General features: G+C 72.4%; 21 protein-coding genes. 13 read left to right on the top strand and 8 right to left on the bottom strand.

Annotated elements, in window-relative coordinates; translation table 11 throughout:
* The first annotated feature begins 1 nt into the window (after position 1).
* The gene (locus M1P99_RS25190; RefSeq protein ID WP_304455062.1) at positions 2-1,120 is read left to right on the top strand and encodes a 5-methyltetrahydropteroyltriglutamate--homocysteine S-methyltransferase; all 1,119 of its coding nucleotides are present in this window, start codon (positions 2-4) and stop codon (positions 1,118-1,120) included.
* A gap of 18 nt (positions 1,121-1,138) precedes the next feature.
* Here M1P99_RS25190 and M1P99_RS25185 read toward each other — a convergent pair whose 3' ends face one another.
* Complete coding sequence (locus M1P99_RS25185) at positions 1,139-1,453, bottom strand: helix-turn-helix transcriptional regulator (protein ID WP_304455061.1); 315 nt, start codon at positions 1,451-1,453, stop codon at positions 1,139-1,141.
* A gap of 54 nt (positions 1,454-1,507) precedes the next feature.
* Here M1P99_RS25185 and M1P99_RS25180 point away from each other — a divergent pair, with 54 nt between their 5' ends.
* Positions 1,508-2,206, top strand: coding sequence for a metal-dependent transcriptional regulator (locus M1P99_RS25180; protein WP_304455060.1), 699 nt, complete (start codon positions 1,508-1,510; stop codon positions 2,204-2,206).
* Positions 2,207-2,242: 36 nt separating this feature from the next.
* Here M1P99_RS25180 and M1P99_RS25175 read toward each other — a convergent pair whose 3' ends face one another.
* The 3 genes from M1P99_RS25175 to M1P99_RS25165 all read right to left on the bottom strand — a co-directional run bounded on the left by M1P99_RS25175 (position 2,243) and on the right by M1P99_RS25165 (position 5,177).
* Positions 2,243-3,874, bottom strand: a complete 1,632-nt coding sequence (locus M1P99_RS25175; RefSeq protein WP_304455059.1) for an alkaline phosphatase — start codon at positions 3,872-3,874, stop codon at positions 2,243-2,245.
* Positions 3,875-4,123: 249 nt separating this feature from the next.
* Positions 4,124-4,690, bottom strand: a complete 567-nt coding sequence (locus M1P99_RS25170; protein ID WP_304455058.1) for a pyridoxamine 5'-phosphate oxidase family protein — start codon at positions 4,688-4,690, stop codon at positions 4,124-4,126.
* 34 nt (positions 4,691-4,724) lie between these two features.
* Positions 4,725-5,177 (bottom strand): Lrp/AsnC family transcriptional regulator, encoded by a 453-nt coding sequence (locus tag M1P99_RS25165; RefSeq protein ID WP_304455057.1) that lies wholly within the window; start codon positions 5,175-5,177, stop codon positions 4,725-4,727.
* 112 nt (positions 5,178-5,289) lie between these two features.
* Here M1P99_RS25165 and M1P99_RS25160 point away from each other — a divergent pair, with 112 nt between their 5' ends.
* The 5 genes from M1P99_RS25160 to M1P99_RS25140 all read left to right on the top strand — a co-directional run bounded on the left by M1P99_RS25160 (position 5,290) and on the right by M1P99_RS25140 (position 9,880).
* Entirely contained in the window at positions 5,290-5,910 is a 621-nt protein-coding gene (locus tag M1P99_RS25160; RefSeq protein ID WP_304455056.1) for a LysE family translocator, read from the top strand.
* Between the two features lie 215 nt (positions 5,911-6,125).
* On the top strand, positions 6,126-6,611 hold the full coding sequence (locus M1P99_RS25155; RefSeq protein ID WP_304455055.1) for a MarR family winged helix-turn-helix transcriptional regulator: 486 nt from the start codon (positions 6,126-6,128) through the stop codon (positions 6,609-6,611).
* Positions 6,612-6,784: 173 nt separating this feature from the next.
* The gene (locus M1P99_RS25150; RefSeq protein WP_304455054.1) at positions 6,785-8,029 is read left to right on the top strand and encodes an MFS transporter; all 1,245 of its coding nucleotides are present in this window, start codon (positions 6,785-6,787) and stop codon (positions 8,027-8,029) included.
* Positions 8,030-8,199: 170 nt separating this feature from the next.
* Complete coding sequence (locus M1P99_RS25145) at positions 8,200-8,742, top strand: hypothetical protein (protein ID WP_304455053.1); 543 nt, start codon at positions 8,200-8,202, stop codon at positions 8,740-8,742.
* A gap of 283 nt (positions 8,743-9,025) precedes the next feature.
* Complete coding sequence (locus M1P99_RS25140; RefSeq protein ID WP_304455052.1) at positions 9,026-9,880, top strand: alpha/beta fold hydrolase; 855 nt, start codon at positions 9,026-9,028, stop codon at positions 9,878-9,880.
* A 22-nt stretch (positions 9,881-9,902) separates the two neighbouring features.
* On the opposite strand, the gene M1P99_RS25135 is transcribed toward M1P99_RS25140, so the two are convergent.
* A complete protein-coding gene (locus M1P99_RS25135) occupies positions 9,903-11,255 on the bottom strand; it encodes a dicarboxylate/amino acid:cation symporter (RefSeq protein WP_304455051.1) in 1,353 nt (450 codons plus the stop codon).
* Between the two features lie 180 nt (positions 11,256-11,435).
* Positions 11,436-12,311 (bottom strand): helix-turn-helix domain-containing protein, encoded by an 876-nt coding sequence (locus M1P99_RS25130; RefSeq protein ID WP_304455050.1) that lies wholly within the window; start codon positions 12,309-12,311, stop codon positions 11,436-11,438.
* 274 nt (positions 12,312-12,585) lie between these two features.
* On the opposite strand from M1P99_RS25130, the gene M1P99_RS25125 reads away from it, so the two are divergent.
* Positions 12,586-13,716 carry a hypothetical protein gene (locus M1P99_RS25125; protein ID WP_304455049.1) on the top strand — a complete coding sequence of 377 codons (1,131 nt, stop codon included), beginning with the start codon at positions 12,586-12,588 and terminating at the stop codon, positions 13,714-13,716.
* A gap of 86 nt (positions 13,717-13,802) precedes the next feature.
* On the opposite strand, the gene M1P99_RS25120 is transcribed toward M1P99_RS25125, so the two are convergent.
* A complete protein-coding gene (locus tag M1P99_RS25120) occupies positions 13,803-14,780 on the bottom strand; it encodes an exonuclease domain-containing protein (RefSeq protein WP_304455048.1) in 978 nt (325 codons plus the stop codon).
* 228 nt (positions 14,781-15,008) lie between these two features.
* A complete protein-coding gene (locus M1P99_RS25115) occupies positions 15,009-15,953 on the bottom strand; it encodes a saccharopine dehydrogenase (protein WP_304455047.1) in 945 nt (314 codons plus the stop codon).
* Positions 15,954-16,030: 77 nt separating this feature from the next.
* Here M1P99_RS25115 and M1P99_RS25110 point away from each other — a divergent pair, with 77 nt between their 5' ends.
* The 5 genes from M1P99_RS25110 (at position 16,031) to M1P99_RS25090 (ending at position 20,213) form a co-directional block, all read left to right on the top strand.
* Positions 16,031-16,693, top strand: a complete 663-nt coding sequence (locus tag M1P99_RS25110) for a TetR/AcrR family transcriptional regulator (protein ID WP_304455046.1) — start codon at positions 16,031-16,033, stop codon at positions 16,691-16,693.
* 47 nt (positions 16,694-16,740) lie between these two features.
* The gene (locus tag M1P99_RS25105) at positions 16,741-17,517 is read left to right on the top strand and encodes a tyrosine-protein phosphatase (RefSeq protein WP_304455045.1); all 777 of its coding nucleotides are present in this window, start codon (positions 16,741-16,743) and stop codon (positions 17,515-17,517) included.
* A gap of 125 nt (positions 17,518-17,642) precedes the next feature.
* A complete protein-coding gene (locus M1P99_RS25100; RefSeq protein ID WP_304455044.1) occupies positions 17,643-18,593 on the top strand; it encodes a metal ABC transporter substrate-binding protein in 951 nt (316 codons plus the stop codon).
* A gap of 1 nt (position 18,594) precedes the next feature.
* Entirely contained in the window at positions 18,595-19,341 is a 747-nt protein-coding gene (locus tag M1P99_RS25095) for a metal ABC transporter ATP-binding protein (RefSeq protein ID WP_304455043.1), read from the top strand.
* Positions 19,329-20,213: a metal ABC transporter permease gene (locus tag M1P99_RS25090; RefSeq protein WP_304455042.1), complete on the top strand. Its 885-nt coding sequence runs from the start codon at positions 19,329-19,331 to the stop codon at positions 20,211-20,213. Before M1P99_RS25095 ends, M1P99_RS25090 begins: the two co-directional genes overlap by 13 nt.
* The last annotated feature ends 89 nt before the right edge of the window (positions 20,214-20,302 follow it).

The following is a 20,302-nucleotide window of genomic DNA, read 5'->3' as shown; positions in this document are numbered from 1 at the left end:
CATGCCACCCACGTCACTGCCGCCCTTCCGCGCCGACCACGTCGGCAGCCTCCTGCGCCCCGAGCGCCTGCTCACCGCTCGCCGCGACCATGCCGACGGAACCATCGGAGCCGACGAGCTGCGCGCGGTCGAGGACGAGTGCGTCCGCGAGGTCGTGCGCATGCAGGAGGACGTCGGCCTGCGCAGTGCCACCGACGGCGAGTTCCGCCGCTCCTCGTGGCACATGGACTTCCTCTATCAGCTGGGCGGGGTCTCCAAGGTCCAGGACCACCTCACCGTCACCTTCCACAACGACAGCGGCGACATCGAGTTCACCCCCTCGGGCCTGCGCATCGCCGAGCGCATCCGCTCCGAGGGCACGATCTTCGGCGACGCGTTCTCGTTCCTGGCCGGGACGGTCACCCGCACCACCCCGAAACTGACCATCCCCTCGCCGAGCATGGTGCACTACCGGGGCGGGTCGGCCGCGATCGATCCCGCCGTCTACCCGGACCAGGAGGAGTTCTGGGCCGACCTGTCGGCCGCCTACGCCGCGCAGGTCCGCGGCCTGGGCGAACTGGGCTGCACCTACCTCCAGCTCGACGACACCAGCCTGGCCTACCTCAACGACCCCGACCAGCGGGGCATGCTCGACGGGCGCGGCGACGACAGCGACCGGCTGCACGTGCGCTACGTCCGGCAGATGAACGCGGCGCTGGCCGACCGCCCCGAGGGGATGCGGGTCACCACCCACATGTGCCGGGGCAACTTCCGCTCCTCCTGGGTGGCGCGCGGCGGCTACGACCACGTCGCCGAGGAACTGTTCAACGAACTGGCGGTCGACGGCTTCTTCCTGGAGTTCGACGACGAGCGCTCGGGCGGGTTCGAGCCGCTGCGCTTCGTCCCCGAGGGCAAGTTCGTCGTTCTGGGGCTGGTCACCACCAAGCGGGGCGAACTGGAGAGCAAGGACGAGCTCAAGCGGCGTATCGAGGAGGCCGCCCGCCACGTCCCGCTGGAGCAGCTGTGCCTGTCGCCCCAGTGCGGGTTCTCGTCCACCTTCGAGGGCAACGACCTCACCTACGACGAGCAGGTCGCCAAGCTGCGGCTGATCGTGGAGACCGCCGAGGAGGTCTGGGGGTGAGCCCGGCCCGGGGCGGGCTCAGGCCGCTGTCCCCGTCCCCGGGTCGCTGACGGGTGTCCGCAGCGTGTGGTCACCGAAGCCGGCGACGAGTTCGAGACGTCCGCCGAGAGCTTCTACAAAGCGCGCGACGACCTCGAACGACGACACTTCACCGTGTTCGATCCGACAGACACGGGCGGCGCTGACCCCCAGGGCATCGGCGATGTCCCACTGGGTCAGCCCGTGGCACTTGCGCGTCTGTGCGAGCTGGTGCCTGTGGGCTCTTGGGCCAGAAGACGACTGGTCCCGGCCTCGACCTCCTCCGGTGTGACACCGGATCCTGACACCGTCCACAGGCTGCGGAACGGTCGTGTTCGGCCGCCGACGGTACGCGATACGGTAACGGACATGGGAGACACACCGACACGACCGTCCACGTCGGCGGAGGACTACGTGAAGGTCATCTACGACCTCCAGGAGCGCGGCACCGGCCCGGTGACGATCTCCGGGATGGCCGAACGCCTGTCGGTGTCCAACTCCTCGGTCTCGGGCATGCTCCGCAAGTTGAGCGACACGGGCCTGGTGGAGCACCAGCGCTACGGCGCGGTCAGCCTCACCGAGCCCGGCACCCGCGTTGCGCTCGCCGTCCTGCGGCGGCACCGGCTGCTGGAGACCTACCTCGTCGCCGAGCTCGGCTACTCCTGGGACGAGGTGCACGACGAGGCCGAGATCCTCGAACACGTGGTGTCGGACAAGTTCGTCGACCGGATCGCCGCGCACCTGGGCGACCCGGTCGTGGACCCGCACGGCGACCCCATCCCCACCCGCGAGGGCGACATCGTCGAACGGGAGTCCTTCCTGCTGGCGGAGGCCGAGCAGGGCACCCGCGGCGTGATCGTGCGCGTCAACGACACCGACCCCGACCTGCTGCGCTACCTCGCCGACATCGACATCGGCATCGGGATGACCGTGGAGGTCCTCAAACGCCAGACCTTCGCCGGATCGCTGCAGATCGCCGTACGCCCCGCCGAGGGCGCGCCCGAGCGGCCCCAGGACCTGGGTCTGGTCGCCGCCGAGGCGCTGTGGATCAGCCCGGACGCCAAGTAGGGGCCCGCGCCGCGTGCGGTCGGGGCCCGTCCGCGGTCAGCCGCGCGGGCGCACGCCGGGAGTGCCCGCGTCGACGACGAACCGGGCCAGGTCGCGGACCGGGGCCCCGGGCTCGCTCACGTAGTCCACGGCCCTGTAGTCGACGGTCCACTCGGTGGGTGTGACCACGTTGCGCACGTAGCCGCGGCGGCGGTTGATGTAGTGGATGTGCGGGTTCTCCTGGAGCTGGACGGCGTCCGTGGGGCGCTGGTCCAGTCCGTCGCCGCCGCTGGTGAAGGACGTCCCCACCAGTTCGGTGGCCACCGTCGCCGAGTCCGGGTCCCCGAAGTCGGCCTTGACGTCGCAGACGTAGTTGGCGTGCACGTCTCCGGTGACCACGACCGGGTTGGCGGCGTCGGCGAGCCGGTCGCGGACGCTGTCGCGCTCGACCCGGTAGTTGTCCCAGGCGTCGTCGCTGTAGTTGGTCCCGTCGCCGTCGGCGAAGTCGCGCTGGGAGAAGAACACCTGCTGGGCCAGGACGTTCCACCGCGCACGCGAGTTCGCCAGGCCCTCGAAGAGCCACTCCCGCTGCCGCTGTCCGAGCAGCGTCCGCCCGGGGTCGTCGCGTTCGCCGTCCTCGACCTGGACGCTGCGGTACTGGCGGGTGTCGAGCAGGTACAGGTCGAGGAGGTCGCCGTAGGAGAGCCGGCGGAACAGCCGCAGGTCCGGCCCGTCCGGGCGCTGGGCCGAGCGCAGCGGCATGTGCTCGTAGTAGGCCTGGAAGGCGCGTGCGCGCCGGCGCAGGAACTCGCGGGGGTCCACGTCCTCCCCGTAGGAGGTCTCGTCCGCCCAGTTGTTCTCCACCTCGTGGTCGTCGAAGACCACGGCCCAGGGGAAGGCGGCGTGCGCGGCCTGCAGGCCCTCGTCGGTCTTGTACTGGGCGTGCCTGATCCGGTAGTCGGCCAGCGAGGTGGTCTCGTGGGCGGGCAGGTGGCCGCGTCCGATGGTGCCCTGGCCGCCGCCCTCGTAGATGTAGTCGCCGAGGAAGGCCACCAGGTCCAGGTCCTCCTGTGCCATGTGGCCCTGGGCGGTGTAGTGGCCCTGGGTGTAGTTCTGGCAGCTGGCGAACGCGAAGGCGAACCGCTCAGGGGAGGAGCCCGGCGCCGGGGCGGTCCTGGTCCGGCCGACCGGGCTGATCTCGTTGCCCGTGCGGAACCGGTAGAAGTAGTCCGCTCCGGGGCGCAGGCCGTTGACCTCCACGTGGACCGAGTGCGCCGCCTCGGGGCCGGTCTCGACGCGTCCGGAGGCGGCGACGCCGCGGAAGTCCTCGTTCTCGGACACCTGCCAGAGCACCTGGGCCCGCCGGTCGGGCATGCCGCCCCGGCCGTCCTCGGCGAGGGGGTCGGGGGCCAGGCGGGTCCAGAGCACGACACCGTCGGGGAGCGGGTCACCGGAGGCGACGCCGAGGGTGAAGGGGTCGGACACGCGTGAGCGCGACCGGGGCGCGGTACCGGCGTGGACGGCGGGCGCGCCGACGCCCGCCAGGGCGGCGGCGCCCAGGCCGACGGCTCCGCCGACCAGGACCTGGCGGCGGGTCGCGGCGAGCGCGGATGCGGACGCGGCGCGGGCGGAGGACGTGACAGGAGTGGGGGCGGGGGAGCCGTGGGGGGAGGTGACGGTACCGGACATGCGCGGTCTCCTGAGGTTCGGCGAAGATCCCGCCCATCGGTCGGTGGCGAGCGGGATCGTGCTCTATCCGGCCACGGGAGGCTGAACGTCCCAACTACGGTGCGGTGAACGTTACGACCCGATGCGTGACCGACAGGTTACAGAAAGTTGCCATGGCCGGGCGTGGAGGCGCGCTGTACTGCGGTGCCGTGCGCTGTGTCAGGTGACGGACACCCAGGGTGCCGTGGCGGAGTCGCCCGCCGTGCCCCCTCAGTCGACCGGCGCCGGGGGAACGCCGGGCAGGCCGTCGATGCTGGCGGCGTTGCGTTCGTGCCAGTAGCCGGGGAAGAAGTCGGGGCCCTGGCGCTCGTGATGGCGGTCCAGCAGGTCGCGGTCACCGCGCAGGTCCATCAGCGGTACGGAGAATCCGCACGAGTCGGAGATGCGCTCGATATCGACCACGACGACCGAGCGCTGGCCGGTCGTGCGCTCCTTGGGGAAGTGGGCGCGCAGGTCGTCGAACCCGGGGTCGGAGGGCAGGACGACACGGCCCCGGCCGTGCAGGCGCACGATGCTGGGCGGCCCGTCGAAGGCGCAGAACATCAGCACGATGCGGCCGTTCTCACGCAGGTGGGCGATGGTCTCGGTACCGGAGCCCGTGTAGTCGAGATAGGCCGCTCTGCGGTCGCCCAGGACGGCGAAGGTGCCGCTCATCCCCTTGGGGGAGACGTTGACGTGGCCGTCGCCGTCCAGTGGGGCGGTTCCGACGAAGAACACCGGCTGGGCGAGGAGGAAGCGCGCCATCCGGTCGGTGATGGTGTCGAAGGTCTTGGCCATGGCCCAGAGTCTGCCAGTGTGCCCGTCGCGGCGGTCAGGCGGGCATCGGCCGGGCGCGGACGACGTGCTTCATCACGAGCGTGGAACTGAGGTGCTGGACTCCCGGCAGGGCGGCCAGCGACTCGTCGTAGAGCTCGCGGAAGGCGGCCAGGTCGGCGCTGACCACGCGCAGCAGGTAGTCGGGGTCGCCGAAGAGGCGCTCGGCCTGCAGGACCTGCGGGATCGCGGCGACCGCCTCCTCGAACGCCGAGACGGTGTCCCGGTCCTCCTGGCGCATGGTGACGAAGACGAGTGCCTGGAAGCCCAGGCCGACGGCCTCGGCGTCGACGACGGCGCGGTAGCCGCTGATCACGCCGGAGCGTTCGAGTTCGCGCAGCCGCCGGTGGCACGGCGAGACGCTGAGCCGCACGCGGGCGGCCAGGTCGGTGACGCTCAACCGGCCGTCGGCCTGGAGCTCGGCAAGGATCTTGCGGTCAACATCGTCCATGGGGGAGATTCTTCCACAGATACCCGCTTCGATGGAGAAACTTGGAACCACCTTCGGCCTGTTCGTGGCTATTCTTCCCTTCGATCATCTCCCACCAGGAAGAACCGCCTCCATGGCCACCGCGTCCATCGCCGGATTCTGGGCGGTCTCCGTCCTCCTCGTCCTTGTCCCGGGGGCCGACTGGGCCTACGCCATCGCCTCCGGTCTGCGCGACCGCTCGGTCCTGCCCGCCGTCGGCGGCCTCATGGTCGGCTACGCCGTCCTGACCGCCGTGGTCGCCGCGGGTGTGGCCGCCCTCATCGCGAGCACTCCGGCGGTGCTCACCGCACTGACCGCCCTGGGTGCCCTCTACCTGACCTGGCTGGGCGTGGGTACGCTGCGCCGCCCGCCGGTGCCGGCGGCCTCGGGCGGGACCGGCCCGGCCGCCTCGTGGGCACGGCGGGTCCTCGTCGGCGCGGGCACCAGCGGCCTCAACCCCAAGGGGCTCCTGCTCTTCCTGGCCCTGCTGCCGCAGTTCACCGACCAGGGCGGCGACTGGCCGCCCGCCGCCCAGATCGGCGCGCTGGGCCTGGTGCACACCCTCAGCTGCGGCGCGGTGTACGCCTGTGTGGGCGTACTGGCGCGCACGGTGCTGCACGCCCGGCCGGCGGCGGCCCGTGCGGTCGCCCGTACGTCGGGGGCGGCGATGATCGTGATCGGGGTGGGTCTGCTGGTGGAACGGCTGGTCGGGTGACAGGGGCGCCGCGGCGACGATACGCTTCGAATCTCCGAAGTGTTGTGGGTGAGTCGAGGAGGCGCACCATGGCCGGCTCGCCCGGCCCGGCTTCCACCGCTTCGTGCGTCGCCGGCTCCGGGAGCACGGCATGACCGCCCTGCCGGTCCTGTACCGGCCGGCCTGAGAACCCCGGTTCGACCTGCGCCGATCCCCGGGACCGATACCATCGGCCCATGAACGGGGATGTCGACGACGGTGCGCGTGTACCCGACCGTGAGCTGGTCGAGGGGGCTCTGCGGTACGTCCCCCTGCTGGAGACCTACTACCGGCGCGCGCACACCGAGATGCCCGACGAACTGCGCCGCCTCTTCGAGAACCACCACCTGACCGCCCGTCACGGCGCCGTGCTGGCCCAGCTCGCCCACGACCAGCGACCCAGTGTGGGGGAGCTGTCCGCCCGCCTCGGGGTGGGGCTGTCCACGGTCAGCGAGATGGTCGGCGACCTGTCCCGGGTGGGCCTGGTCGTGCGCCACCGCGACCCCGACAACGGGCGGCGGGTGCTGGTGGCGCTCTCCGACGACCACGAGGACACCATGCGCGCGTTCATGGCCGACCGCGCCGCCCCCCTGCTGCGCGTGTTCGAACAGCTGACCCCGAGCCAGCGCGAGGGGTTCGCCGCGGGGCTGCGGGCCTGGGCCGAGGAGATCCACCGGGGATGACCGCGCCGGTCCGCGGGCACGGTCGCATCCACTCGCGCCGACCAGGGCCGGGCGCGTATCCTGTCCGCATGCGCCGACGACATTGATCCTCCACACGGTCCACGGTCCTGGCACGAGGCCCGCCGGGTGCACACCCACCCCGGTGCCCTCGTCCGCCTGACCGAAAGACCTCCATGCCATCGCTGCCGCCGCGTGCGCCGCGCACGCGTCTGTCCCGCCTGACCCGGCCCGTCTACGCCTACGCCGCGTTCGAGGAGTTCATCCTCCTCTACCCGCTCTACGCCCTGCTGTTCCACGACACGGGCCTGAGCGTGACCCAGATCAGCTCCCTGTTCGTCATCTGGGCCCTGAGCGGTGTCCTCGTCGCCGTGCCCGCGGGAGCCTGGGCCGACGTGGTCCCGCGCCGCCACCTCCTGGCCGCGGCACCCCTGTTCGCCGCCACCGCCTTCGCCCTGTGGCTGCTGCTGCCCTCCTACACCGCGTTCGCGCTCGGATTCGCCCTGTGGGGCGTGGGCGGTGCTCTGTCCTCGGGAGCCTTCGAGGCACTGGTCCACAGTGAACTCGACCGCCGGGGCGCCGCCGAGCACTACGCGCGCGTGATGGGCACCGCGCGTGCCCTGGGCGTGGCGGCGGTGGGCACGGCCACCCTGCTCGCCGTGCCCGTCATGGCCGCGGGCGGCTATCCGGCGATCGGGGCCGCCAGCGTCGCCGCGTGCGTACTGTGCGGTGCGGCCGCGCTCGCCCTGCCCGAACACCGCGCCCATGGCACCGCGCGTGCCCCGCGCACCGCGGCCGCCCGCTACGGCGCGGTCCTGCGCGGCGGGCTTGCCGAGGCGGCCTCGAGCCGCCCGGTGCGCCACGCGATCGCACTGGTCGTCGTGATCACCGCGGTGTGGGGCGTGCTGGAGGAGTACGTGCCCCTGCTGGCCGACGAGGCCGGAGTCCCCGCCCGGACCGTCCCCGTGGTCGTGCTCGTGGTGTGGGGGCTGGTCACCCTCGGCGGCCTGCTCGCCGGCGCCGCCGACCGCCTCCCCCCGGCCGGTCTGGCCGTCGTCACGGCCCTGGCCGCCGTGGCGGTGGCGACCGGTGCCCTGCTCGGCTCGCCCGTGGGCTGGGTCCTGCTGGGTCTGGGTTTCGGTGCCTGCCAGATGCTGAGCGTGGTCGCCGACGCCCGCCTGCAGGCGCGCATCACAGGCCCCGCCCGGGCCACCGTCACCTCGCTGGCGGGTCTGGGCACCGACGTGCTCACCGTGTCCGTGTACGCGCTCTACGCCGGCGTGTACACGCTCGTGGGGCACGCCGTGGCCTTCGCTCTGGTCGCCGCTCCCTACCTGGGGGTCGCCTTGACCCTGGCCCGCGTCCGAACCCGGTCCGGGGCCCGGTGCCAGAGGGCGGCCCCGGATCACGGTGACCTGTGACCTGTGACCTGTGACCGGTAGGGATCCGGTCGCCGGTTCCCGTCGGGGCCCCGAAGCCGTCAACAGAGCCATTGGTCTTGCCCGACCACGAGGTTGCTCAAACTTGGTGTTGTCTTTCCCACCATGCTCATCTGCGGCGAAATGCCAGGTCATCACATACGTTTGCCCCTATGAAGTTTATCGGATCGATACCCAAGTCCATGTTTGCGGTGACCTCGGGCGTTCTGCTCACCGGAGGACTCCTCCTCGCCGGAACGGGCCCCGCCGCCGCCGAGTCCGCGAACCAGGCCGCGGCCAACGCCCTCAACGACGACCTGAAGTCCGACATGGCCGGCTACCTGACCGACGACCACGTCTCCAACGCGCGTGAGGTCATCGAGGTGGCGAAGGAGCGCGACCTGGACGAGCGGGCCGCCACCATCGCGATCGCCACGGTCATCGTCGAGACCCACCTGGACAACCTGCCGGGAGGCGACCGCGACAGCGTGGGCCTGTTCCAGCAGCGCGACCACTACGGCTCCCACGAGGACCGGCTCGACCCGAGCTGGGCGGCCGACGCCTTCTACGACGAGATGGAGTTCGTCTACCCCGACGAGAGCTGGGCCGACGAGCCGATCGGCGACGTCGCCCAGGGCGTGCAGCGCTCGGCCTACCCCGACCGCTACCAGTACCAGGCCGAGGACGCCGAGACGATCGTGGACCGCCTCTGGTAACCACCGCCCCCAGGGCGGGCAGTGAAACGTGCGAACCCCGCTCACGCACGTTCACGGGCCGACCGACCGATGTTCCGTGACGGCGCCGAACCCCGGCGCCGTCACGGGCGTCTCTTCTGTAGTCGGGCGTTTGGCGCTCCGACGGGCCGCAGGCGTCGAGGGACCGCCTGCGGCCCGTCGCCGTGTCGGCCTCCTTCCACGCCGCCGCGGCCGACTGGTGGCCCGATCCGGGTGGCGCCGCGGCCTGTCGCGGCCCTTGCGCGGATGACTAGCATCGGATCTTGTGGCACACCAGACGAGGAACACCGCGAACGGTGACGGCCCGCGCACGGCCTCAGTGCGCGGCATCAGCGTCAGTTACACCGACCGTGGAACCGGATACCCCCTCCTGTTCATCCACGGCCACCCCTTCGACCACTCCATGTGGGAACCGCAGGTCAGGGCGCTGGCCGGCCGCGGCTACCGGGTGATCGCCCCCGACCTGCGCGGATACGGCCGCAGCACCGTCGTGCCGGGCACCACCACCCTGGACACCTTCGCCCGCGACCTGGCCGCCCTGCTGAACCACCTGGAGCTGGACGTGGTCGGCGTCGTGGGGCTGTCGATGGGCGGCCAGATCGCCCTGGAGCTGTACCGGCTCTTCCCGGACCGGGTCGACGCCCTGGTCCTGGCGGCCACCAACCCGCACGCCGAGACCGAGAAGGGCCGGCGCGCCCGGGCCGAGACCGCCGAGCGCCTGCGCACCGAGGGCATGGGCGGCTACACCGACGACATGCTGGTCGGGATGATGAGCGCCGCCAACGTGCGCGACCTGCCCGCCGTCGCCGACCACGTGCGCGCCATGATGTACGCGGCCCCGCCCGAGGGCGCGGCCGCGGCCCTGCGGGGCCGGGCCCTGCGCCCCGACTACATCCCGCTGCTCAAACGGATCTCCGCGCCCACCCTGCTGGTGGTCGGCCGGGAGGACGAGTTCACCCCGCCCGACTTCACCGAGTCCATGCACGTCCTGGTCCCGGACTCGACCGTGGAGATCATCGAGGGCGCCGGCCACCTGCCCAACCTGGAGCGGCCCGACCGGTTCAACGAACTCCTGCGCCGCTTCATGGAGGCCGGACGCCGACGCGTCGCGGGCTGGTGAGGGACCACGCCGCCCGCCCGGCTCAGCCCTCGCCCGCCGCGGCTCCCGACGGGGGCGTTGCGACCCGGCCCTCCTCTGGAGCTCCGGATCCGTCCGCACCGCCGGCACCGCCCGGGGAGCGCAGCATCCCCTTCTCCGTTCCGGCGACCACGCGCGTCACGGTCAGGTCGCCGGTGACGTTGCACATGGTGCGGCCCATGTCGAGGATGGCGTCGATCCCGGCGACCAGGGCCAGCGGCCCCAGGGGCAGCCCGACCGCGGTCGTGGCCATGGACAGCATCAGCAGCCCCGCACCGGGCACCCCGGCCGTACCGACCGACGCCAGCACCCCCACGACCACGACCGTGCCCAGCTGCGCGAGGGTCAGTTCGACACCGGCGACGTTGGCGACGAAGACGGTGGCGGCACCCACGTAGATGGCGGTGCCGTCCATGTTGATGGTGGCGCCCAGCGGCAGGCTGAACCCGTACACGCCCTCGCGTACGCCCATGCGCTCGGCCGCCCGTGAGGTCACCGGCAGCGTCCCGCTGCTGGAACGGGTGACGAACGCCGTCAGCATGGGGTCCTTGGCCGCGGCGAAGAACCGGCCCACCCCCGCGCGGAACAGCAGGAGCAGGACCACGTACACGGCGATCTGCACCAGGATCGCCAGGTAGACCGCGCCCGTGAGCTCCAGGAGCGGACGGACCGCGTCCAGCCCGGTCTCGGCCAGCACGAGGGCGATGAGGCCGAACACGCCCACGGGCGCGTACTCCAGGACACCGCGGATGACCTTGAAGACCAGTTCCACCGCCCCGTCGACCCCGCGCCGCAGGAACACGGCCAGGTTCTGGGTGCGCTCGTCGGCGCTGTTGAGCATGAACGTCAGGGCCAGTCCGAAGACGACCGCACCGAACATCACCGCCAGGACGTTGCCCTCGACCAGGGCCTGGAACGGGTTGGCGGGGACGATGTCGAGGAGGGTCTCGCTGACGGCCGGGACCTCGACCTCCTCCTCCGGCTCGCCGGGCATGCGCAGCCCGGTCCCGGGCGAGACGGCCAGTGCCAGCAGCAGACCGACCGTGATCGCGAACGCGGAGGTGACCAGGTACAGGCCGAACACCTTGGCGCCGATCCGGCCCAGCCGCTGGGGCGAGATGGCCGCCACGCCGGCGATGAGCGTGGTGACCACGAGTGGGAGCACGAGCATCTGCAGCAGCCGCAGGAACACCTGGCCCATCACGTCCAGCACCGGCAGGGCCCAGGCCCCGCCGTCCGACACGTTGAGGGCCAGACCGACGGCGACGCCCGCGACCAGGGCGACGGTCAGCTTCCAGATGAGGGGGATGTCGAGATAGCGCCGCCAGAGCGAACGCGGGGGAGCGGTGGAGTCCATGGACCTCGTCGTCCTTCGTCCTCGGGGGAGTGAATGGTCGGTTTATACCGAAGGCCCGGACGTTGACACGTCACGATCGTGTTGCTGTCCGTGACCATCATCGCGAACGCGCCGGGGCCGTCGGCCGACGGGCGGGTCCCTCCGGCGGCCGACGGCCCGAGTTCACTCCCCTTCTGCGCGTCACTCCACCCGCTCGACGGGCAGCCAGAGCTCGGCCTCGGCCGCCGACGGCTCGGCTCCGTACTCCACGCGCAGGATCGAGGGGCCCTCGACCACGCGGTAGGCGGGGTGGGCGGGGAACCACTGGGCGAACGCGTCCGCCCACAGGCGCTGCAGGGACTCCGGGAAGGTGTCCGATCCCTCGGTGGCGGGGAAGACCACCCAGGTCCCGGCGGGCACGTCCAGCCCTTCCAACCCCTCGGGCACGGCCGCGGAGGTGGCGGCCGCCTGGTAGTAGTCCAGTTCGCTGCCCTCGCGGCGCTGCGCGTCGACGTCGTCGGTCACCGACACGACCCCGCGCGGCTCCTGGTCGGACAGCCGACCGATCTCCTCGGTGGTCGCGGGGTCGATCCCCCGGACGAACGAGGTGATGGCCGCGTTCTCCCCCTCGTACACCAGCGGTACGCGGGCCCGGACTCCGACGAGCCGGAACGCCTCCTTCTCGACGATGCGGTAGCGCACGGTGGAACTCCCTTCGACGGTCAGACGAAACGTCATTCTCGGTTGGGAGGTGAGCACCGCGCCGGTCCGTCGAGCCTCGCCCGGGCCGACCCCGTGCATGGCGCGAAAGGCCCGGGCGAAGGCATCGGTGGACCCGTAGCCGTAGCGCACGGCGACCTCGAGCAGGCCCTCGTCACCGTCCACCACCTCCGTGCCCGCCAGCGTCAGCCGTCTGCGTCGCACGTACTCCGACAGCGGCATCCCGGCGAGAGCGGAGAACAGCCGACGGAAGTGGTACTCCGAGGTCAGCGCGGCCCGCGCCAGCACCGCCACGTCCACCGGCGCCCCGGGGTCCTCTTCGATCATCTCCAGGGCCCGGTTCAAGCGGTCCAGCATGCCCTCTCCTCCTTCGGTCACCACCGACACTAGAAACGCGCACCCCGCGCGCACCCGACAGTTCGCGACCCGCTCCGGTCGGACACAGAGGGTCACATTCGAGTGCTCAGAGTCACGACACTTCGGCTCCCGGGCAAGTCGGGGACATCCTTGGGCAAGGAGCGTGTCTGACGCGACGTGGCGTGGGTACCGAAGGCACCATCAGGCCCAGGATGGCCCCCAGGCCGACCCCGAAAAGGAGGTGGCGGGGCGGGGGAGACGCGCCCCGCGGATCATGGACCTTGGTTTTCTGCGACCTCTGTACGAGAGCGGCAGCCTTGTCGCCTCGGTGCACCTGGACACCAGCCGCGACACCACCGACGCCGACAGGGCGATCGAGCTGCGCTGGCGGCACCTGCGGGACGAGCTCGCGGAGCTGGGCACCGACGAGGCCACGCTCGACGCGCTGGCGGAGGCCGTGGTCGAACGCACATCGCGCGCGTTCGGCAGTCATGGGCAGGCCCTGTTCGCTTCGGAGGGCCGGCTCCTGGACGCGCACACCCTCGCCGTCCCACCCCAGCGCGACAGTGCGACGTGGATGCCCGTCCCGGACGTCCTGCCCCTGGTGGTCGACCGCGACCGCCGGGTCCCCTACGTTCTGGTGGCGCTGGACAGGGTGCACGCGAAGGTGTTCGGATACGCCGCCCACCCCACGCACGGCGCCGTGTCCGAGGACGATCTCACCGGAGAGGACATGCGCGGGCTGGACGTGGAGACGCGCAGCGGCCCCGGCAACCACAGCGGCTACAACGGACGCTTCGCCAACAAGTACGTCCAGCAGGAGCTGTGGCGCGAGAACACCGCCGCGGTGGCCGAGCGCGTCAGGGAGGCCGTGGCCGAGGTCGACGCCGAGGTGATCCTCGTGGGAGGTGACGACGAGGCCATCTCCTACCTGCGCGACAACCTCGGTGAACGGCGGCTGACCATCCCGGTGCGGCACATCCCCGGGGGCCGTGGCGGCACCGACGCCCAGGAGCGGCTGCACGAGGCGGCCGAGCAGGCCCTGCGCGAGTTCGTGGCGTACAAGCACGACGCGTTCCTGGCCGAGTACCAGGAGAAGCTCGCCCACGACCAGGCCGTGAAGGGCACCTACGAGACGCTGCCGATGCTGTCGGAGAAGCGCGTGGAGACCCTCGTCCTGGGCGCCGACCGGGCGCGGGAGCCCCACCTGTGGGGTTCTGTCAAGGAGCCGAGCATGGTGACGTCGAACCCGTCGAAGCTGGGCGACCCCGACACGGTGTTCAAGGCCCCGGCCAGCGCGGTGATGCTGCGCTCGGCGGTGATGGGCCACGCCGGCTTCACCGAGATGCTCGACCACGGTGAGCCCAGCAACGAGAGCGGTGCGACCCTGCGCTTCCCCAAGTAGCGGCCGGCACCGCCGCGGTGGCCCCGCACCGGAAGCGGGGCCACCGCGCCCGAAGGGCCGCGCGCCGCCCCCTGCGGTGCGCGCCCTTACGAGGCGGCGGTCATTCCCAGGAGCGTGAGCAGCTCCGGCTCGGTGACGAAGTCGATGCGCTGGCCCCGTGCGCGGTAGGTCTCGGCCTGGCGGTGCTTGGCGGTCTTGCCCCCGCCGCCGTTGCCGCCGACCACCAGAACGTCGGTCTTCTTGGTGACGTTCTTGGCCGGGTGCCCGCCCGCCTCGGCCACACGCCGCCACACCTCGGGCTTGTCCATCGACTCCAGGTCACCGGAGACGCACACCGTGCGCCCGTACAGCGGCCCGGAGGGGTCGGCGTCGGCGGAGGCTTGGGGCAGCGGTGTGCGCGAGACCCGTTGGTAGTGGGAGAAGCGGTCCTCACCCGCGGGCGCCGCGGCGGGCACGGACACGGGCGGCGGCGGAGCTGACGCGGTGATCCGCGCACTCTCCAGCCGGCGCAGCCGCACACCCGAGGCCCGGGCCAGCTCGGGCAGGGACGCGGTGCCGTGCCGCCGCATGGCGGCGATCATGATGTGCGCGGCGGCCTCGGCGTCGGCGTCGGCACGGTGGTGTCGGGTGATCGTGTGCCCGACGTGGGCGCTCACGGTCGGCAGACGGTGGTCGGGCAGCTCGTCCCAGGTCCGGCGGGACAGCACCAGCGTGCACGCGTAGTCCCAGGCCGGGTGGGACAGGCCGCTGATCTCGCTCGCCTGGCGCAGCACGCCCATGTCGAAGGCCGCGTTGTGCGCCACCAGGGGGCCGCCCTCGCTGAAGTCGACGATGCGGTCCAGCACATCGGCCCAACCGGGGGCGTCGGCGACGTCCGCGGCGGTGATGCCGTGCACGGCGGTGTTGTGCCGCGAGAAGAAGTCGACCGGTCCCGGCGGGCGGATCAGCGTGGTGAGGCGGTCCACGACCACGCCGCCGCGCACTCGGACCAGGCCGACCGCGCAGGCGCTCCCACGGTCCTGGTTGGCCGTCTCGAAGTCGATCGCGGTCCAGGCGTCGCCCACCGCCCACCTCCTGATGCTCGGAACCGTGTCGACAGTACCGCCGCGCGGCCCCCGCCGTGACCGGTTCGGGTCGTCCGGCCATCCGCCGCGCCGCCGCGTCCGCGCCCTGGCCGGGGGTCCTGGGACGCGCCGGGACCACCCGCCCGCGCCGGGTGGTCCCCCTGCTCGGCGCAGCACGTCGGCCGGGGCCCGCCGAACGGTCCGCTCCACGGTCGAAGCGGTGCCCGGTCAGCCCGTGTGGAGCGCACCGCCCACGGTCAGGGGCAGGTCCGCGGGCAGGTCGTCCAGGCCGGCCACCTCGTGCAGGTGGTGGACGCCGGCGGCCAGGCCCCCGACGAGGGTGGCCGCCCACGCGGTGACGTGCGCGGTGGCCAGGGACTGGCCGCGCCCCCGCGCCCAGCGGCGAGCGGTACCGCACTGGGCGAGGGCGACCCAGGCGTCGGTGCCCAGCCCGTGGATACCGGTCGGCATGCGCGAGGCGCCGGGCACGTGCGTGAGCAGGGCCAGCCCCGCGGTGAGCGTGCGCGAGTCCAGCCCGACGCGCGTGCGCACCGGCCGGCCGAGGTCGCGGGTCAGGGCGTGCTGGTCGCTGAAGTCGGCCCGGTACAGACGGCGCCGTCCCAGCCCGGGCAGGTCGAAGGCGTGGCCCTGGGTGAAGTTGCGCACCGGAGCGCCCGTGGCGGGGTCGGGGAAGGTGCGCCCGAGCAGCCCCAGGGACCAGGCGGTGGCGGCCGCTCCGTGCTCCTCCCCGGCACCCAGGACCACCGCGAGGTCGAGCGGGTCCTCGCCGGGCGCGTCGGCGTGCACGGCCGCCGCCAGGAGGTTGGTCAGCCCCGGGGCCAGTCCGACGCTGAGCAGGACGGGTGAGCGCGGCCGCAGCTCCTCCACGGCGCGCACGTAGTGCGTGGTGGCGGTGGCGTCGACGAAGGCGGCTCCCTGCTCGGCCGCCGCCGACACCAGGGCCGGGTCCTCGGCCCCGGAGGCGTTGACGACCACGTCCACCCCCTCCAGGGCGTCGCGGTAGCCGCGCAGGCCGGGCTCGGACAGGTCACAGGGGCGGTCGGCCCGGCGTGGGTCGCGTCCGGCCGTCGAGGCGGTGTGGCCGCGTTCGCGCAGCGCCGCCGTGGTCAGGGCGCCCACCGCGCCGTAGCCGCCAAGAACGAGTGCGTGCATGTCGCCTCCAAAGTATTTGTAGTGTGACTACAATAAAGTACCCGCAGCGACACCCACGACACAACGGAGGCCCACGGATGAACGCACCCGCCACCGACGGCCGGGCCGCCCGGTCCCGTGCCACCCGCGCCCGGGTGGCCGCCGCCGCCACCCGCCTGTTCACCGCGCACGGCTACGCCGCGACCAGCATCCAGGCCGTGGCCAAGGAGGCAGGCGTGGCGACCCAGACGGTGTACTACGCCTTCGGCAACAAGCCCGCCGTCCTGAAGGAGGCACTCGACCAGGCCGTGGCCGGGGATACCGCTCCGGTGGCCACACTGGACCGGCCCTGGGTGCGCGCGGCGCTGGCCGCCCCCGACGCCCGGGAACAGATCCGCCTGCACGTCGAGGGGACCAGCGGGGTCATGGAACGGGTGGCGGCTCTGACCGAGGTGGTGCGCGCGGCGGCCGGTTCCGACCCCGAACTGGCGGACCTGTGGCGGACCAACGTCGAGCACCGCCGCCAGGTCCAGGAGGTCTTCGCCCGGGCCCTGGCCGACCGCGGCGCACTGCGCCCGGGCCTGGAGGTGTCCGAGGCCGCCGACACCGCACTGGCGCTGCTCTGCCCGGAAGTGTTCACCCTGTTCACCGTGCACAGCGGCTGGACGGTCGAGCGGTGGTCCGCCTGGGCCCGCGACGCCGTCCTGCGCCAGCTCACACACCTGGCCGACCCTCCGGCCGAAGCGCCGGGCGGCCGGTGACCAGCGGGGCTTTCGCTTCCCCGGGCGAGGGGATACACCTGACGGGCATGGGCTCCAGCAGACACATCACCTGGGACGGCTTCGTCAACACCCGTGATCTGGGCGGCCTGCCCACCCGACACGGCACGCCCACCAGGCGAGGGGCCTTCCTCCGCTCCGCCGACCCGCGCCTGGTGACCGCCCTGGGATGGCGGTCCGCCCGCGCGGCGGGCGTGCGCACCATCGTGGACCTGCGCAACCCCGACGAGATCCGGCCCGCCGGGGGTGACGGCCCCACGCACCCGGTGGGCACCGCACAGTTCCCCGCGGCGACCGCAGCGGTGCCGCTCCCACCGGAGATCACGCGCGTGGAGGTGCCCCTGGACGACGTCGCCGACGTCGGATTCTGGCGCGAGGTGGACCGTGAGCGGTTGCACGGCACCCCGCTGTACTTCCGGCCCTTCCTGGACCGCAAGCCCGAGCGGTGCGCCGCGGCGGTCACCGCCCTGGCCCGCTGCGGGCCCGGCGCCGTCCTGTTCCACTGCGGGGCCGGGCGCGACCGCACGGGGCTCGTCGCCCTGCTGCTGCTCGCCCTGGCCGGAGTCGAGCCCCAGGCGATCGCCGACGACTACGCCCTCTCCACCGTCATGCTCGGCCCGCTCTTCGCGGCGATGGGGCGGCCGGACCAGGGACCGGCCATCGAGTCGCGCCTGGCCGAGCGCGGTCTGACGGCGCGCCGCTGTGTGCTCGACGTGCTCGGGGGCCTGGACGCGCAGGACTACCTCCTGGCGGCGGGGGTCGCGGAGCGCGACCTCGCCCGGCTGCGCGCACGGCTCCTGGGCTGAACCGCGCCCGCGAGCGCCGACGGGGCGGGTACCCCCGAAGCACGCCTAGCACCGCCCCTCGACCGGCCAGGTCCGGACACGCCCGCGATGTGTAAGTTTGGACCGCTTGTGGTAAAAAGTTAGGCGTGCCGAACTTTAGAGATGGTGCCCCTTCAAAACCTTGGTCGGCCACGCTCGCCGCCACGGCCGCGCTCACCCTGGCCGGCACGGCCTGCTCCACAGCCGCCTCGGACACGGCCGACGACGACGGACGCCCCACGGTCCTGACCACGTTCACGGTGATCGCCGACATGGCCGAGAACGTCGCCGGCGACCGGGTCGAGGTCGCCTCGCTCACCCGGCCCGGTGCCGAGATCCACGGCTACGAACCCACTCCCGACGACCTCGTCCGCGGCCAGGACGCCGACCTGATCCTGGAGAACGGCCTGGGTCTGGAGGCCTGGTTCGAGCAGTTCACCGCGCGCGTGGACGCCCCCACTGCACTGCTGACCGAGGGCATCGACACCATCCCCATCGCCTCGGGCGAGTACGAGGGAGAACCCAACCCCCACGCGTGGATGTCGCCCGACAACGCCCTGGTCTACGTCGACAACATCCGCGACGCCCTCACCGAACTCGACCCCGAGGGCCGCGACCACTACGCCGAGGCCGCCGAGGCCTACAAGGACGAGATCAGCGAGGTCGGCGCCTACCTGGAGTCCGAACTGGCCGCGGTCCCCGAGTCCCGCCGCGCCCTGGTCACCTGTGAGGGCGCCTTCCCCTACCTGGCCCGCGACGCCGGGCTCACCGAGCGCTACCTGTGGCCGGTCAACGCCGAGACCGAGGCCACCCCCCAACAGATCGCCGCGGTGACCGAGTTCGTCCGCGACAACGACGTGCCGGCCCTGTTCTGCGAGAGCACCGTCAACGACGGCACCCAGCGGGCCGTGGCCCGCGAGACCGGCGCCGCCATGGGACAGACCCTCTACGTCGACTCCCTGTCCGAGGGCGGCGGCCCCGTCCCCACCTACCTCGACCTGCTCCGCCACGACGCCGAGGCGATCGTCGCCGGACTCACCGAGGGAACGGGAGGCTGAGATGACCGCGGCCATCGAGGTCACCGGCGCCACCGTCCGCTACGGCGACGTCCTGGCCCTGGACGACGTCGGACTCACCGTCGCCCCCGGCCGCGTCTGCGGCCTGCTGGGCACCAACGGCTCCGGAAAGTCCACCCTGTTCAAGACCATCCTCGGGCTGGTTCCCACCGACCGGGGCCGGGTGCGCATCCTCGGTCACACCGGCACCACCGCACGGCGCCGCGGCCTGGTCGGCTACGTCCCCCAGGCCGAACAGGTCGACTGGGCCTTCCCCGTCCGCGTCCGCGACGTGGTGATGATGGGCCGCTACGGACACATGGGGCTGCGGCGCCGCGCCCGCCCCGCCGACACCCGGGCCGTCGAGCACGCCCTGGCCCGCACCGACCTCACCGACCTGGCCGACCGCCAGATCGGTGCGCTCTCCGGCGGCCAGCGCAAACGCGCCTTCGTCGCCCGCGCCATCGCCCAGGAGGCGGACGTACTCCTGCTGGACGAACCCTTCGCCGGGGTCGACAAGCGCTCGGAGGCCACCATCACCGAACTGCTGCTCCAGCTGCGCGACAGCGGTCGCACCCTGCTGGTCTCCACCCACGACCTGGCCCAGGTGCCCGCCCTGTGCGACGAGGCGGTCCTGCTCCAACGCCACGTCATCGCACGCGGCAGCCCCGAGGAGGTCCTGCGCCCGGAGACCCTCATGGCGGCCTTCGGCATCGCGGCCCAGGAGGAGGAGACCCCGTGGACACCCTGATCACCGGCATCGTGGAGTGGTTCACGGTGCCCTTGCAGTTCGAGTTCGTCCAGCGCGCCCTGCTGGTCGGCGTCGTGGCGGGCGTGGCGTGCGCGGTGCTCTCGTGCTGGATGACCCTGGTGGGCTGGTCGCTGATGGGCGACGCCGTCTCCCACGCCGTCCTGCCCGGTGTCGTTCTGTCCTTCCTGTTCGGGCTGCCGTTCGCCGTGGGCGCCCTGGTCTTCGGCGCCGGGTCGGTGGCCCTGATCGGCGTGGTCAACCGCACCTCCCGGGTCAAGGAGGACGCCGTCATCGGGGTGGTCTTCACAACGATGTTCGCCCTGGGGCTGGTGCTGGTCTCCCGGGTGCCCAGCCAGACCGACCTGGGACACATCCTCTTCGGCAACGTCCTGGGTGTCTCCGACGCCGACATCTGGCAGGTCCTGGTCCTGGCCGCCGTGGTCCTGGCGGTGGTCTGGTTCAAGCACCGCGACCTGACCCTGTACGCCTTCGACCCCGTGCACGCGCACGCCGTGGGCATCAACCCGCGCCTGCTGGAGACGCTGCTGCTCGGTCTGCTGTCGGTGACCGTGGTGGTCGCCCTGCAGGCGGTGGGCATCATCCTGGTGGTGGCCATGGTCATCATCCCCGGCGCCACCGCCTACCTGCTCACCGACCGGTTCGAGCGGATGCTGGCCATCGCCGCCGCCGTGGCCGCGCTGGCGGCCGTGACCGGGGTGTACGCCAGCTTCCACCTCAACGTGTCCACGGGCGGGTCGATCGTGCTCGCCCAGGCGGCCGCGTTCACGCTGGCCTACCTGTTCTCGCCCCGCCAGGGCGTGCTCCGGCGACGCCCCCGCCGTGTGCGGTCCCGGGCCGCCGCGGGGTCCTGAGACCGCGACAGCCCGCCGCGCCCTGGGGCGGCAGGGACGGAGTGTCCCCACCGCCCCGAGGGCCCGCGCGCCTTCCGGTCAGGGGTCAC

Source organism: Nocardiopsis sp. YSL2 (genome assembly GCF_030555055.1).
Classification (GTDB): Bacteria; Actinomycetota; Actinomycetes; order Streptosporangiales; family Streptosporangiaceae; genus Nocardiopsis.
Note: the sequence above shows the minus strand (reverse complement) of the source record. Positions and strands in the feature narration are given on the sequence as shown.